Source organism: Mesorhizobium sp. WSM1497 (assembly GCF_001672455.2).
GTDB lineage: Bacteria > Pseudomonadota > Alphaproteobacteria > Rhizobiales > Rhizobiaceae > Mesorhizobium > Mesorhizobium ciceri.
The window spans coordinates 1,217,226-1,232,457 of sequence record NZ_CP021070.1 but is presented as its reverse complement, the minus strand read 5'-3'; the positions used below and the strand labels follow the sequence as shown (position 1 = coordinate 1,232,457).

The 15,232-nt window shown below is 63.3% G+C and carries 12 protein-coding genes; 7 read left to right on the top strand and 5 right to left on the bottom strand.

Going from position 1 to position 15,232, the window contains the following annotated elements; all coding sequences use genetic code 11:
- Nucleotides 1-81: 81 nt before the first annotated feature.
- Nucleotides 82-354, bottom strand: a complete 273-nt coding sequence (locus A9K65_RS06015; protein WP_013529022.1) for an usg protein — start codon at nt 352-354, stop codon at nt 82-84.
- Between the two features lie 302 nt (nt 355-656).
- Here A9K65_RS06015 and acs point away from each other — a divergent pair, with 302 nt between their 5' ends.
- Entirely contained in the window at nt 657-2,612 is a 1,956-nt protein-coding gene (gene acs / locus A9K65_RS06010) for an acetate--CoA ligase (RefSeq protein ID WP_064995950.1), read from the top strand.
- Complete coding sequence (locus tag A9K65_RS06005) at nt 2,612-3,355, top strand: MOSC domain-containing protein (RefSeq protein ID WP_024504213.1); 744 nt, start codon at nt 2,612-2,614, stop codon at nt 3,353-3,355. Before acs ends, A9K65_RS06005 begins: the two co-directional genes overlap by 1 nt.
- A 1-nt stretch (nt 3,356) precedes the next feature.
- Here the strand turns inward: A9K65_RS06005 and A9K65_RS06000 are convergent, their stop codons facing one another.
- The 3 genes from A9K65_RS06000 to A9K65_RS05990 form a co-directional block, all read right to left on the bottom strand.
- The gene (locus tag A9K65_RS06000; RefSeq protein ID WP_064995951.1) at nt 3,357-4,625 is read right to left on the bottom strand and encodes a cyclopropane-fatty-acyl-phospholipid synthase family protein; all 1,269 of its coding nucleotides are present in this window, start codon (nt 4,623-4,625) and stop codon (nt 3,357-3,359) included.
- A 364-nt stretch (nt 4,626-4,989) separates the two neighbouring features.
- A complete protein-coding gene (locus tag A9K65_RS05995; protein WP_064995952.1) occupies nt 4,990-6,468 on the bottom strand; it encodes a pilus assembly protein in 1,479 nt (492 codons plus the stop codon).
- Nucleotides 6,469-6,992: 524 nt separating this feature from the next.
- Nucleotides 6,993-7,862, bottom strand: a complete 870-nt coding sequence (locus tag A9K65_RS05990; protein ID WP_064995954.1) for a transglutaminase family protein — start codon at nt 7,860-7,862, stop codon at nt 6,993-6,995.
- A gap of 166 nt (nt 7,863-8,028) precedes the next feature.
- Between A9K65_RS05990 and A9K65_RS05985 the strand changes: the two genes are divergently transcribed.
- Nucleotides 8,029-8,694 (top strand): HAD-IA family hydrolase, encoded by a 666-nt coding sequence (locus tag A9K65_RS05985; protein ID WP_064995955.1) that lies wholly within the window; start codon nt 8,029-8,031, stop codon nt 8,692-8,694.
- 7 nt (nt 8,695-8,701) lie between these two features.
- Here A9K65_RS05985 and A9K65_RS05980 read toward each other — a convergent pair whose 3' ends face one another.
- The gene (locus A9K65_RS05980) at nt 8,702-8,923 is read right to left on the bottom strand and encodes a DUF1674 domain-containing protein (protein ID WP_013529015.1); all 222 of its coding nucleotides are present in this window, start codon (nt 8,921-8,923) and stop codon (nt 8,702-8,704) included.
- A 105-nt stretch (nt 8,924-9,028) separates the two neighbouring features.
- Here A9K65_RS05980 and htpX point away from each other — a divergent pair, with 105 nt between their 5' ends.
- From htpX to purH, 4 genes are all read left to right on the top strand, one after another.
- Nucleotides 9,029-10,048, top strand: a complete 1,020-nt coding sequence (htpX, locus tag A9K65_RS05975) for a zinc metalloprotease HtpX (RefSeq protein ID WP_013529014.1) — start codon at nt 9,029-9,031, stop codon at nt 10,046-10,048.
- A complete protein-coding gene (locus A9K65_RS05970) occupies nt 10,039-11,433 on the top strand; it encodes an RsmB/NOP family class I SAM-dependent RNA methyltransferase (protein ID WP_245322105.1) in 1,395 nt (464 codons plus the stop codon). The genes htpX and A9K65_RS05970 overlap by 10 nt, the downstream gene beginning before the upstream one ends.
- Before the next feature lie 147 nt (nt 11,434-11,580).
- Nucleotides 11,581-13,305 carry a heparinase II/III family protein gene (locus A9K65_RS05965; protein WP_013529012.1) on the top strand — a complete coding sequence of 575 codons (1,725 nt, stop codon included), beginning with the start codon at nt 11,581-11,583 and terminating at the stop codon, nt 13,303-13,305.
- Nucleotides 13,306-13,390: 85 nt separating this feature from the next.
- Nucleotides 13,391-15,007 carry a bifunctional phosphoribosylaminoimidazolecarboxamide formyltransferase/IMP cyclohydrolase gene (gene purH / locus A9K65_RS05960; protein ID WP_064995957.1) on the top strand — a complete coding sequence of 539 codons (1,617 nt, stop codon included), beginning with the start codon at nt 13,391-13,393 and terminating at the stop codon, nt 15,005-15,007.
- The last annotated feature ends 225 nt before the right edge of the window (nt 15,008-15,232 follow it).

Genomic DNA, 15,232 nt, shown 5'->3' with positions numbered 1-15,232 from the left:
TTGAGGGGGAGATGTCCGGCAGGACAGAGGGGGGCGTCGTAGAACGCCGACCTCAAGAAGCCGTTGCTGCGAAACTTGCCCCTAGTGCAGCACAAACTCCCCATCCACCTTGCGCCATTCATTCGGCGCGATCAGCTTTTGGTGGGTGTAGCTGATCGAATGCAGCGGCCCGTCCAGCTTGGCCTTCCAGAATTCGATGAACTTGATCAGCACCGGAAACTTCGGCGCGAGATCGTAGTCCTGCCAGATGAAGCTCTGCAGCAGATGCGGGTGATCGGGAAAGTGATAAAGAATCTTGGCAGTGGTCAAGCCATAGCCTTTGAGCATCAGGTCCATTTCGGCATGGTCGCGCATGACGGTCCCCAGGTTGATTCGCCTGTCCTCCCACGGCTGATTGTGCGCGCCGCTGATTAACCGTCTATTGATTTTTTCTTCATCTGAACCGGCTTTAGCATGCGAAAACATGCAGTTAGCAGCGCACCTCTTCGAGTGCTGACAGCCCTGGAGAAGCCCCCTGCGGCATCCCGCCGCGCGAATCCAACGTCTAATGTTGCCGTAACGGCGGAACTGGTAATAATGCCGCCGAATTCGCGGCCGTGTCGCCGCGATCCCGCCGGCATTTCAAGCCGGCGATTGGTTCGGGAGGAAAGTCAGGAATGTCCGAGGTTCATGTCCATCGCGTCCAGCCGGCGTGGAAGAAAAACGCGCTGATCGACAATGACACCTACCTGAAATGGTATGCCGACAGCGTCAAGAACCCGGACAAATTCTGGGGCAAGCACGGCAAGCGCATCGACTGGTTCAAGCCGTTCAGCAAGGTCAAGAACACCTCCTTCGACGGCAAGGTCTCGATCAAATGGTTCGAGGACGGACTGACCAACGTTTCCTACAACTGCATCGACCGGCATCTGAAGAAGCGCGGCAACCAGACCGCCATCATCTGGGAAGGCGACAATCCCTACGACGACAAGAAGGTCACCTATAACGAGCTCTACGAGCATGTCTGCCGGCTCGCCAATGTGATGAAGAAACACGGCGTCAAGAAAGGCGATCGAGTTACCATCTACATGCCGATGATCCCGGAAGCCGCCTATGCGATGCTGGCCTGCACGCGCATCGGCGCCGTCCATTCGATCGTCTTCGGCGGTTTCTCGCCGGATGCGCTGGCCGGCCGCATCGACGACTGCAAGTCGACCTTCGTTATCACGGCTGACGAAGGCCCGCGCGGCGGCAAGCCGATCCCTTTGAAGGAAAACACCGACAGGGCGATCGAGATCGCCGCGAAAGCCGGAACGAAAGTCGAAAAGGTGGTGGTCGTGCGACGCACCGGCGGCAAGACCGGCTGGGTTTCAGGCCGCGACGTCTGGTATCACGACGAGATCGCGACGGTGAAAGCCGAATGCAAGCCCGAGAAGATGAAGGCCGAGGACCCGCTGTTCATTCTCTACACCTCGGGTTCGACCGGCAAGCCGAAGGGCGTGCTGCACACCACCGCCGGCTATCTCGTCTACGTCTCGATGACCCACCAATATGTCTTCGACTACCATGACGGCGACATCTACTGGTGCACCGCCGATGTCGGCTGGGTAACCGGCCACAGCTACATCGTCTACGGCCCGCTCGCCAACGGCGCCACCACGCTGATGTTCGAAGGCGTGCCGAACTATCCGTCGCAGTCGCGCTTCTGGGAAGTCATCGACAAGCACAAGGTCAATATCTTCTACACCGCGCCCACGGCGTTGCGCGCGCTGATGGGCGCCGGCGATGCGCACGTGAAGAAGACGTCGCGCAAGTCGCTGCGCGTGCTGGGTTCGGTCGGCGAGCCGATCAACCCGGAAGCCTGGGAGTGGTATTTCAACGTCGTCGGCAACGGCAAGGTGCCGATCGTCGACACCTGGTGGCAGACCGAGACCGGCGGCATCCTGATCACGCCGCTGCCAGGTGCGACCGACCTCAAGGCGGGTTCGGCGACGCGGCCTTTCTTCGGCATCAAGCCGCAGCTGGTCGACGGCGAGGGCAAGGTGCTGGAAGGTGCGGCCGACGGCAATCTGTGCATCACAGATTCCTGGCCGGGCCAGATGCGCACCGTCTATGGCGATCACGACCGCTTCGTGCAGACCTATTTTTCGACCTACAAGGGCAAGTACTTCACCGGTGACGGCTGCCGCCGCGACGCCGACGGCTATTACTGGATCACCGGCCGCGTCGACGACGTCATCAACGTCTCCGGCCACCGCATGGGCACGGCCGAAGTCGAATCGGCGCTGGTCAGCCATGAGAAGGTTTCCGAGGCCGCAGTCGTGGGCTATCCCCACGACATCAAGGGCCAGGGCATCTACAGCTACGTCACCTTGATGAAGGGTGCCGAACCGACCGAAGAGCTGCGCAAGGAGCTTGTTGCCCATGTCCGCAAGGAGATCGGCGCCATTGCTTCGCCCGACAAGATCCAGTTCGCGCCGGGCCTGCCGAAGACGCGTTCCGGCAAGATCATGCGTCGCATCCTGCGCAAGATCGCCGAGGACGATTTTTCTGCCCTGGGTGACACCTCGACGCTGGCCGACCCGGCCGTCGTCGATGATCTGGTCGCCAACCGGCAGAACAAGAAGAGCTGATGCAGGCCGCGCTGGGCACTGTCAGCGAACTCTGGCGCTATCCGGCGAGTTCGCTTGCCGGCGAGCGCCTGAAAACAATCTCGGTCGACGTCGAGAGCATCGACGGCGACCGCCTGTTCGGCCTTGTCGACGTGTCCGACAACGAGATCGCACGACCGGACCGCGACGCGAAATGGCACAAGGTGCCGCGCATCCGCACCCGGCTGTCGCCGACCCTGGAACTCGAGATTGCCGTTCCCGAGGGCGACTGGCTGGCCGCGCCAAGCATCGAGAGCGACCGCGCGGTGTCGGCCTATCTCGGCTTCGAGGCCTCGCTCCGTCCGTTTCGCCGCGAGAATACCGGGCCTGACTATGCCGGCCCGCTGACCGCGGAGCGCTACCGCAAGGCGCCGATTCATCTATTGACCACGGCTTCGCTGGCACGCCTGAAAGCATTGCACCCGGAAGGGGTCGCCGACCCGCGCCGCTTCCGCCCCAACATCGTTGTCGACATGGCGGCGATCGAAGGCTCGTTTCCCGAAACGGAATGGATCGGCCGCAAGCTTGCCGTCGGCGATCTCCTGCTGACCATCTCGGAACCCTGCCGCCGCTGCGGTTTCACCATTGTCGCCCAGGATGGCTTCGACCATGATCCGGCGATCCTGCGCAACCTGGTCCGTCACAACGCCCATAACCTCGGCGTCTATTGCACGGTCGACAGGCCGGCGCGCGTCGAAGTCGGCGACGCGATGCGCTTCCTGTAAGCTATCGATACAGATTCGCCCGTGTCGGCGGCAGGCCGCTTGGACCGCGCGCGCGCTTGGTCACGACGGTCTGGAAAATCTGTGCCGATGCGCGCTCGAAGGTGATTGAACAGCCCGTCAGGTAAAGCAGCCATAGCCGCGCCCTGGCCTCGCCCACCTCGGCGATTGCCTCATCGAAGCGGGCCTGCAGCCGCTCGACCCACAGCCTGCAGGTGCGGGCATAGTGCTCGCGCAGGTTCTCGACATCGTAGACGAGAAAACCATGCGCCTCGAGATTGCCTGTTGTCATGCCGATGGTGTCGAGTTCGCCGCCGGGAAAGATATATTTGAGCAGCGCCTTGAACTCCGGCCCCTTGCGCAAGGTCTTCTTGATGTCGCCCTTGCTGCGTCGGGTGATGGCGTGGTGCAGATAGATGCCGCCCGGCTTCAGCAGGCGATGAATGGTCTTGAAATAAGTCGCATGGTTGGCGAGCCCGAGATGTTCGAACATGCCGATCGACGAGATCTTGTCGAAGCTGCCGGTGAGTTCGGCATAGGATTTGATCTCGATGGTGATGCGGTCCTCCAGCCCCTCGGCGCGAATGCGTTCGCGGGCCAGCTCGGTCTGCGCCTGCGACAGCGACACACCGTGGCCGACGACGCCGTAGTTCTTTGCCGCATGGATCAGCATGGCGCCCCAGCCGCAACCGATGTCGAGCAGTCGTTCGCCCGGTTTCAGCCGGAGCTTGCGGCAGATGTGGTCGAGCTTGTCGACCTGCGCCTCGTCGATGCCATTGGCGAAATCCTTGAAATAGCCGCAGCTATAGACCATGCGCTCGTCGAGAAAGAGCCGATAGAAGGCGTTCGAGATATCGTAGTGATGCTGGATCGCCTCCTGGCTCGAACCGCTGACATAGGGATTGCGCCCCGACAGATCGGTCCGCGCGCTCATCTGCTTGCGTGCCAAAAGCACGGAAGGCAGGTCGCGCAGGATCGCCATTTTCGGCAGCGACTTGAGCTTGGTTCTGAGCTTGCCTTGCGACGGCAGGGCATAAAAATCGAAGATCGTCCCGTCTTCGATGTCGATCGTTTTGGAAATCCACATCTCGATCAGCGTCGACAGGGACGGTCGCTTCACGATCTGCCAGACGATGTCCTGGTCGTTGATGGTGAGCACCGGACCAGTGGCGGGGCCGATCCGCTCCCCGGTCCACAGCCTGACCGCAAAACCCGGCTTCAATGTCTCGATCACCGTTCGAACGATGCGAGCGGCCTTTTCGGCTGCCTCCATGCGATTCCTCCGAATGCTGGCTCAGGGGCAGAAGTTTGCCCGGTCGGCCTGGCAATCGCAAGCCGGCCCGCACCAGGCCCGCCCGTTGGTTAATTTCAGACCTGCACCTTGTCTTTTGCTGCAATGCACCCCATCATGAGTATGTGTTCAACAAATCGAAAGGAGGTGATCCGATGTCGAGTGATTTCGTTTTCCAGAACGTGGCCTCAGCGGATTGCACTTTCGGGAAGCAGTCTTCCCGTTAAGGCGCGAAATGCGCGGCGGCTGACCTGATAGGTCATCGCCATGGGCCGCGCCACGGACGGAAACACGGAAGGCCGCCAGCTTCGAAAGAAGCGGCGGCCTTTTCCGTTTGCGGACTAGACTACTGGGTCAATGCGACCTTTTCGGTGTTGCGAATGATTTCCTGAAAGGCGTCGTCCAATTCGGCTCCGGTGGACACGTCGAAGAAATGCCTCTTGGCGCCGGAGGTATCCTTCGACGAACAATCCTTCAGCACCGCCTTTGCCTGGTCCCGCTCGGTTGTCGACATATCCTTGTCGTCCAGATCGAAGCCGATGGTGAAAATCTCGATGCCGTCGTTTTTCATGTTGTCGCACAGCGTTTCCGCGTTGCCGCGCGCAAGATTGCCCTGCCTGTTGTAGCTGTCCCCAGCACCGGCGAAGGCGGTATTGAACTGGCCATCGGTCATCAGGATCGCGACCTTGGCGATCTTCTTCGGATCGGCATCCGAGGCACCCTTGCCAAGACCGGCATTCCTGATCGCAGTGCGCCATTGCGGCGACAGCATATAATAGGTCCACTGAATGGCGATCGCGCCGGCCGTAAACCCATTGGCCCGGAAGTCCTCGATCGATCCAAGCAAGGCATCGGAATCGGCGGTCAGCGGGATCACTTTCGCATCAGGACACCTGTTCATGTCCCCGTCACCGAGATGATCGTCCCGGTTGACCAGGGCATAGTATTTCTTGCCGTTCCCGTCGGTGCGGACAGTATCCGGGCCGTCGGCGCTCATATCCGCGTTGCCGTTCTTGTCCTTGCGCTCGGTGGCGCAATTGTCGGGGCGTGGCATCGCCGCGCCGACAATGGAGATGTAGTCGCTGAACGACGGCAGCAGATTTTTGCCTGTCTTGGCGACGAGAAGCGGACTGCCGGCGATGGGTGGGAGCTCAGTGCTGTCTTGCTTCTCGGCATAGATGTTTTCCGCCAGCTTGCCGGCGTTGACGCCAGATGCATAAGGCACAATCGCGACGCGGATGCGGGGGTTCTGCGGATCCTGTTTCTGCAGCATCGTCTGGACGGCGTTTTTTGCAGCTGTTTTCAGATCGCCGATTTTGTCGACCTTGCCGCGCTTGGCCATCGACCCCGTTATGTCGAGCATCATCGCCACTTCGACGGTCTTGTCCGAATAGAGCGCCGTCGTGGAGGCGGCGACGCGTTTCATGTCGCCCGTGCCAAAAATCGGGAAATACAGCCCGACATCGACATGGGCGTCAGCCTGGACCGTCTTGGCGGTCCTGTTGACGATCAGCCTGTCGAGTACGATCTGGTCGGCCTGCAGAATGCCTGCCTGGCTGTTGGCGTCGAGAAAGGCCTGCACCGATTTGTTGGCATCGGCTTCCTTGATGGCGCCGGTCGTTAGGTCGCGTGCCGTCGATGTGACCGCGGCGTCGACGACGCCTTGGAGGCTCGATCTGGCATTGTAGAGCTGCGATACGTTGACCGAGAAGCCAACAGCCAGCGCCAAGACCGAGGCGCTGAGGCCGAACAGGATTGCGAAATTTCCACCGCGATCCCTGGCGAACCCGCCGACCGCGTGAACAAGACCCCCGTAATTCCGCATCCTACAGCCTCAATTTGCCTCGGCCTCGTCGCCGCGGACAGGGCAATGCAGGATTCCCGCCGGATGACGCCGCTGGCTGGCAGAAGGCCGGCCGCTTGCCGCCAAATCATTGTTTTTGTTCGGCTTCAAGCTCCGCAAAGGTGAATGACTGGTAAACAGAAAAGCGCGGCCGCGGCTGCGTTTACGAGCCGGTTACCATGCTCAAGACGAAGCAATCACGGAATCCCGATGACGTCCTGTTGCGGGACAGGGTCCGTGTGCCGAAGCGGGCCAGTTGTCCCGAGACTGCAAGGCGCGAAATGATCGGATCCAACGCCTCCGGCCGTCGAAAGACCAAAGCGCCATCACGTTTGAAAACCAGGGCCGCTTTTGGCCGCGCCTCAAGGGGGTGTTGAGATTCAGGTAAGGCCAGGTCGAAAATGATGGCTTTCGAGAACCGGAGCGGAGCGGACATTTGGTCCGTGAGCACCGGAAGCTCAGAAAGCCGTCATTTGCAGACCGGCCTCACCTGAATCGACATACCTTTAGGCCAGCATCTGTGCGCCGACGGTCCTGTCGATACCGTGGTAGGGCGGGTTGAACAGATTGCCTTCCTGTTCATAGGTCCATACCTTGAACAGGCTGAGCCGGTGGGCGCCGAAACTATGCAGCAGCGGCACGTCGGTGGCGTCGCGGCCGCGGGCGATGACGATGCGGCCGATTCTTGGCGTGTTGTGGCGAGGATCGAACGTGTACCATTTGCCGTCGAGGAACACTTCCAGCCACGCCGAAAAGTCCATCGGTGCCGGATCGGCTGGCACGCCGATATCACCGAGATAGCCGTTCACATAGCGTGCCGGAATATTCATGCAGCGGCAAAGCGTGATCGCCAGATGAGCGAAGTCGCGGCAGACCCCGACGCGTTCCTCATGCGCCTGAGCCGCCGTGCGGGTCGAGCGCGCATAGCCATAGCCGAACGACAGCCGGTTGTGGACATAGTCGACGATCGCGTGCACGCGCGCCCAGCCGGACGGAATGTCGCCGAAGAGCTGCCAGGCCAGGCTGCTCAGATGATCCGTCTCGCAATAGCGGCTGCCCAGGAGATAACCGAGAACTTCGTCCGGCAGGTCCGCCACCGGCACTTCCCTGGCCAGCGTGTTTACCTCGTCCGTCTCGCCGCTGTCCTCGACGACCGCGTCGTACTGGATGCGAAAACCACCGGCGGGCGCTGTGAAGCGCCGGCAGGCATTGCCATGCAGATCGTGGTACAGCCTTGTCGGCACCGCGGGCGAGGTCAGCACCCGCGTCTGCCGCTTGATATCAGCCTGCCTGTCCCGATGGATCTCGAGCACTGAAATCACCGGCGTGGCGGCTACGCATTCGATGGCGATTTCATAGCCGAGCCGGATCAGCATCGTTGGTCCCCCCCTTCGATCTCGTGAGAAGCAGTCCTTTCCAAACGCCCGGAGGATACCGTGGTTCCCTGGGCCGATCGAAAAGCCCACCCCGTGTCTTCCCCTGCCGCGGTCGAGACGTTAGATTCGGCAACCCCACCAGCGCTCCCCGGACTCGAGGAAAATCATGTATTCAAGCAGAAAATTCGCGGCCTTCCTCTTCGACATGGACGGCACGCTCATCAATTCCATCGCCTCGGCGGAACGGGTGTGGAGCGATTGGGCACGCCGCCAGGGCCTCGACGTCGCTGCCTTCCTGCCGACGATCCATGGCGTACGCGCGATCGAGACCATCACCGGCCTGGCGCTGCCGGGCGTCGACCCGGCACACGAGGCTGATCTGCTGCTGAAGGCCGAGGCGGCCGATCTCGAAGGCATTATCCAGATCGCCGGCGCCGTGGCATTTCTCGATTCGCTGCCGCCCGAACGCTGGGCGATCGTAACCTCCGCCCCACGTGAGCTGGCGCTGTTGCGCATGAAGGCCGCGGGCATCCCCGTCCCGGCCGTCATCGTCGCAGCGGAAGATGTCTCCCGCGGCAAGCCGGCGCCCGATTGCTTCCGGCTTGGCGCGGAACGGCTCGGCTTCGACGCGCGCGACTGCCTCGTGTTCGAGGATGCCCCGGCCGGCATAGCGGCAGCCGAAGCGGCGGGCGCGGCGGTCATGGTCATCAGCGCCACGCACAAGCACCCCTTGCCAACGCAACACGCCGCGATCGCGGGCTACGGCATGGTGGGCATCACCGTCGACGAGCGTGGCTGGATCGCGCTCGAGCCGCAGCGCAACGCCGCCTAGGCGGCGTCTAGAAATCGCTGGTCAGGCCCTTTACCTCCCAGTCGCCGTAGCGGCCGGGCTCCTTGCCGCCGCGGCCGCCGATTTCCTTCGGCGCCGAGGCTTCCTTTTCCAGGTACTTTGCACGCCTTGCTTCGGCTTCCGCGAGCGCACGTCTGGCTTCCGGCGTCAGCGCCTTTGGCTCGACATCATGGGCAAGCTCGGCATCGGTTTTACTGGCTTCGTCGTTCATGCGATATTTCCAGCGGATTGAAACGGGAACTGGTGTTTCCCATCATATAGCGATGAGACCAAGCGGATCGACCCCTTTTCGCTATCACCTGGACAGGAGCAGACGATGAACACACTTCGCACCGCCATGCTTCTTGCCGCGATGACCGCGCTGTTCATGGGCGTCGGCTTTTTGATCGGCGGAACCGGCGGCATGATGATCGCGCTGCTGATCGCCGCCGGCACCAATCTGTTCAGCTACTGGAATGCCGACAAGATGGTGCTGTCGATGAACCGTGCCGTCGAGGTCGACGAGAAGAACGCGCCCGAATATTACGCCATCGTTCAATCGCTCGCCAAACAGGCCGGCCTGCCCATGCCGAAGACCTACCTGATCGACAATCCGCAGCCGAACGCCTTCGCCACCGGCCGCAACCCGCAGAACGCGGCCGTCGCTGCCTCCACCGGCCTGTTGCAGGCACTGACGCCTGAAGAGGTCGCAGCCGTCATGGCGCACGAACTCGCCCATGTGCAGCACCGCGACACGCTGACCATGACGATCGTCGCCACCTTTGCCGGTGCCATTTCGATGCTCGGCAATTTCGCCTTCTTTTTCAGTGGCAATCGCGACAACAATCCGTTCGGCTTTGTCGGCGTGCTGGCGGCGATGGTCGTAGCGCCCTTTGCCGCGATGGTCGTGCAGATGGCGGTCAGCCGCACCCGCGAATACGAGGCCGACCGACGTGGCGCCGAAATCTGTGGACACCCGCTCTGGCTGGCATCGGCGCTTGACAAGATCGCCCGCGGCGCCGAACGCATCCGCAACCCCGATGCCGAGCGCAATCCCGCGACCGCGCATCTCTTCATCATCAATCCCCTTCACGGCGAGCGCATGGACAGCCTGTTCTCCACCCACCCCGCCACTGAGAACCGCATTGCAGCCTTGCAGGCGATGGCGCGCGACATGGCCGGCAGCGAAACCCGGGCTGCACCGCGCCAGGCCCCAACGCCACGCCAGGCGGACGAACTGCGGCCATCCGGCCCGTGGGATCAGACAGCACGGCCCGAGCAGCCGGCGGAGCCCGCCAAGCCCAAATCCAACCCATGGGGTCGCAATCCGACCGGGCCCAGGGGCCGGTGGTCGTGAGCGTGGCGGACAGAGGACCTCGACGCACGGTTTCAGGTGATCAGGAACACAGGGACGGCGGCGACTTCGTCGCCGGTCTCGCCGCGCGCAAGGCAGCGGCCCGCCTGCTGGCCGCCGTCATCGATGCCAGGACACCGCTTGACGGGCTGACCGATCACGAGAACGGCCACCCGCAATACAAGGTGCTCGATTTGCGCGATCGCGGCCTTGTCCGCGCCATTCTGGTCACCGCGCTGCGCTATCGCATGACCATATCGGGGCTCTTGGCGCGGCGCCTGGAAAAGCCGCTGCCGCCCAATGCCACGGCGCTGTCGCACATATTGCATGTGGCGGCCGCACAGATCCTGTTCCTCGATATTCCCGACAGCGCCGCCGTCGACATTGCGGTGACCCATGCCAAGTCCGATCCGCGCACGGTGCGGTTCTCCGGCCTCGTCAATGGCGTGCTGCGCACACTGGCACGGGCCAAGGAAACGGAATTGCCTGCCGCCCTTGCCGCCACCGACGAGGCGCCCAAATGGTTTTCCGACAGGCTGAAGACTACCTACGGCAACGAAAAGGCCAGACAGATCCTCGAAGCGCATCGCATTGAGGCGCCGGTCGACTTCTCGGTCAAGGCCGATCCCGGACTCTGGGCCGAAAAACTCGGCGGCATCGTCCTGCCGACCGGCACGGTGCGGGTCGAGAATCTTGTCGGTCCTGTCACCGAATTGCCTGGCTTTGCCGAGGGCGCCTGGTGGGTCCAGGACGCCGCGGCCAGCCTGCCCGCCCGACTGTTCGGCGATGTCACGGGATTGCGGGTTGCCGATCTCTGCGCCGCGCCCGGCGGCAAGACCGCGCAGCTGATCGTTGCCGGCGCGAAGGTCACCGCCGTCGACACGTCAAAAAACCGGCTTGCGCGGCTGACGCAGAATCTCGAGCGCCTCGGCCTGTCCGCCGAGATCGTCCAGGCCGACCTGCTCAAATTCGAGCCGAAGGAATTGTTCGACGCCATTCTCCTCGACGCGCCCTGCTCGTCGACCGGCACGGTGCGGCGGCACCCCGACGTGCCATGGACCAAGACTTCTGCCGATGTCGAAAAACTGGCCGACCTGCAGCGCAGGCTGCTCGCCCGCACTGTGACGCTGGTGAAGCCCGGCGGCAGGATCGTCTTTTCCAACTGTTCGCTCGATCCGCTCGAAGGCGAGGATCTCTGTCGCGCCTTTCTCGCCGGCACGCCTGCAATCACCAATGATCCGCTGCTGCAAGGCGAGATCGCCGGCATCGATCCATTCCTGACGCCGCAAGGCACGCTGCGCACCACGCCCGCCGACCTGGACCTCGGCGCGCCGGAACGCTCAGGCCTCGACGGCTTCTTCGCCGCTCGCATGCGGCGAGCCGGCTAGGGCTTGAACTGCCGGATTTGCTGCCTTTTTTAGGCAGGACCGGCGGCAGAAGCAGGTGAACCGGCCCGGGCTCGTGGAATTCGCCTTCGCACGAATCGTGCAATCATGTAGACTCGGCGCCGGGGTAGAGGACGATCAGGAGGGGTTTTGGCACTGGCTGCCAGCAGCACGACGCGTCTGTGGACACTTGTCGCGAAGGAGTTCTGGCGCAAAACGCGCCGGCGCCTGCGCGCCGGGCCTGTCTATCGCTGGCGCTATTCCGGCCGCACGCCGGAACGTGTGCTGATCGCACCGCCGGACCTGCGCCTCGCCGACCCGCAGATCGCACTCGAGATCTATTACGGCCGCTATCCCCTGTCGGGGCATCTGGTCGAGACCGGCGGCAAGTCGCCTTTCCAGATCAACGTGCCCAATCACGGCTGGCAGAAGACGCTGCACGGCTTTCGCTGGCTGCGCCATATGCGCGCCGCCGGCACGGAGCTTGCCGCTGCCAACGCCCGCGCCCTGGTCTCCGATTGGATCACCATGCATGGCAGCCATATTTCCGGCATCGCCTGGGAGCCCGGCACGACGGCCAAGCGCATCATCGCCTGGTTGCAGCACTCCTCGGTCGTATTGCAGGGCGCCGAGTTCCCTTTCTACCGCGCCTTCCTGAAGTCGGTTGCCATGCAGATCCGCTATCTCAGGTCGATGGCGCGCGAAATGCCCGACGGCAAGGACAGGCTGCGGGCCCGCATCGCGCTCGCCTTCGCTGCCTTGTCCCTGCCGGCGCCGGCATCGGCGCTGCGTGGCGCGACCCGCAACCTTGCCGAGGAACTCGACCGCCAGATCCTCGCCGATGGCGGGCACATTTCGCGCAATCCGATGGTCGTCCTGGAAATCCTCGCCGACCTTCTGCCACTGCGCCAGACCTATGCCAACCAGGCGGAAACGCCGCCGCAGGCGCTGATCGGCGCCATCGACCGCATGCTGCCGGCGCTGCGCTTCTTCCGCCATCAGGATGGCAGCCTCGCCCGCTTCAACGGCATGGGCGCCACCATCCACGACCGCATCGCCACCATCCTGCGCCACGACGACACCGCTGGCGCGCCGCTGCTGCATGCGCCGCATTCCGGCTATGAGCGCCTGTCTATGGGCGGCACCACGGTCATCGCCGACACCGGCCCGCCGCCGCCGGTCGACGTGTCCAATGCCGCACATGCCAGCTGCCTTGCCTTCGAACTGTCGTCCGGGCGCCAGCACTACATCGTCAATGCCGGCATCGACACCTACGGCGCGGCTGAATTCCGGCCGCTGGCGCGCGCCACCGCCGCGCACTCGACCGCCACCATCAACGACACCTCGTCGGCGCGCTTCAGCCACTCGTTGCGCGTCAACGACCTGCTCGGTTCGCCGTTGATCGGCGGCCCGCAGCATGTGCAGTGCAAGCGCACCGATCAGAAAGGCGTTCAGGGTTTCATCGCCCGCCATGACGGCTATGTCGCGCGCTTTGGTTTCCTGCATGAGCGCGAGCTGAAGCTGTCGTCGAACGGCAATGTGCTGGCCGGCCGGGACCGCTTCCAGCGCCCCGGCAGTGCCGCGATCCGCAACAATGGCCGCGACTTCGTCACCGTCCGCTTCCACGTTCATCCCGATGTCAACCTTTTGCAGGACGAGCATGACCGCCTGGTGCTGGCTGCCGATCAGGCCGACACCTGGGTGTTCACATCGGCCGAAGTGGTGCCGGAGGTCGAGGAATCGATCTATTTCGCCGGTCTTGGCGGCCCGCGCCGCAGCCGCCAGATCGTGCTTGCCTTCAAGGCCTCGGAAATCGCCGAAGTCCACTGGCAGCTGACCCGCACCAGCATCGCCGGCTACCCGGAAAACAACTGACCCACCTGACCGCTGGTTTGATTTCCGGGCGGCATGTGCTACGGGCCGGGCATCCACCACACCAGTCGTGAAAGGCCGCCAGCCCATGGCCGTCGCCGCCAAGAACATTCCCGCACCAGACCTGGTTCCCGTGCGTCGCGCCCTGCTCTCCGTTTTCGACAAAACTGGCCTCATCGATTTCGCCAAGGCGCTGGCAGCCGCAGGCGTCGAGCTGGTCTCGACCGGCGGCACGGCAAAGGCGATCGCTGACGCGGGCCTTCCGGTGCGCGACGTCTCCGAGCTCACCGGCTTTCCCGAGATCATGGATGGCCGCGTCAAGACCTTGCATCCCGGCGTGCATGGCGCGCTGCTTGGCGTGCGCGACGATCCGGAGCATTCAGCGGCAATGCGCAAATACGGCATCGAGCCGATCGATCTCGTCGTCTCCAATCTCTATCCGTTCGAGGAGGTCCGCCGCTCCGGCGCCGACTACGCATCGATCGTCGAGAACATCGACATTGGCGGCCCGGCCATGATCCGCGCCTCGGCCAAGAACCACGCCTATGTCGCCATCGTCACCGATCCCGGCGACTATGCCTCGGTGCTGAACGCGCTGGAGATGAACATCGGCTCGCTGTCGCTGGATTTCCGCAAGAAGCTGGCCGCCAAGGCCTTCGCCCGCACCGCCAGCTATGACGCGGCGATCTCCGGCTGGTTCGCCGAAGCGCTCGAGATCGAACACCCGACGTGGCGTGCCTTTGGCGGCAGGCTGGTCGAGGTGATGCGCTATGGCGAGAACCCGCATCAGAGCGCCGGCTTCTATATCAATGGCGACAAGCGGCCGGGCGTCGCCACGGCGCGTCAGTTGCAGGGCAAGCAGCTGTCCTACAACAACATCAACGACACCGACGCCGCCTTCGAGCTGGTCGGCGAGTTCGATCCGGCGCGTTCCGCCGCCGTCGCCATCATCAAGCACGCCAACCCGTGCGGCGTTGCCGAAGGCACCTCGCTGAAAGCCGCCTACGCCAAGGCGCTCGCCTGCGACCCGGTTTCGGCCTTCGGCGGCATCGTCGCGGTCAACCGCACCCTCGACGCCGAGGCGGCGGAAGAGATCGTAAAAACCTTCACCGAAGTCATCATAGCGCCCGGCGCCACTGACGAGGCAGCGGCCATCGTCGCGGCGAAGAAGAATTTGCGCCTGCTGGTCACCGGTGGGCTGCCGGATCCGCGCACGCCGGGCACGACGGTCAAATCCGTCGCCGGCGGTCTGCTCATCCAGGGCCGGGACAACGCTGTCGTCGACGACCTCGAACTGAAAGTGGTGACCAAGAGGGCGCCGACGCCGGTCGAAATGGCCGACCTGAAATTCGCCTTCCGCATCGCCAAGCACGTCAAGTCCAACGCCATCGTCTACGTCAGGGACGGCGCCACCGTCGGCATCGGCGCCGGCCAGATGAGCCGGGTCGACTCCTCACGCATCGCTGCCCGCAAGGCACTCGACGCCGCCGAGGCCGCCGGCCTTGCCGAACCGCTGACCAAGGGCTCGGTCGTCGCCTCCGACGCCTTCTTCCCCTTCGCCGACGGATTGCTGTCGGCGATCGCCGCCGGCGCCACTGCCGTTATCCAGCCGGGTGGCTCGATGAACGACAGGGACGTCATCGCCGCTGCCGACGAGCACGGCATCGCCATGGTGTTTACGGGCGTCCGGCATTTCAGGCATTGACGCACTTCTTCCTTCTCTCCTTGCGGGGTGAGAAGCGGTTCGCGCAGCGAACGAAAAGCCAATTGCCTGGCTTTTCGAGCTTCGAACGCCCTGAGCCCGCGAAGGGCCGGGCGGTGGACGATCCGCCCTGCCGGGTCCCCGCTGCTCCGCAGCGTCCCGGCGTTCGCCAGCCTTTCATCGTGCCACTGGCACGATGAATTCGCTTCGCGAACCGGCCGCTCACCC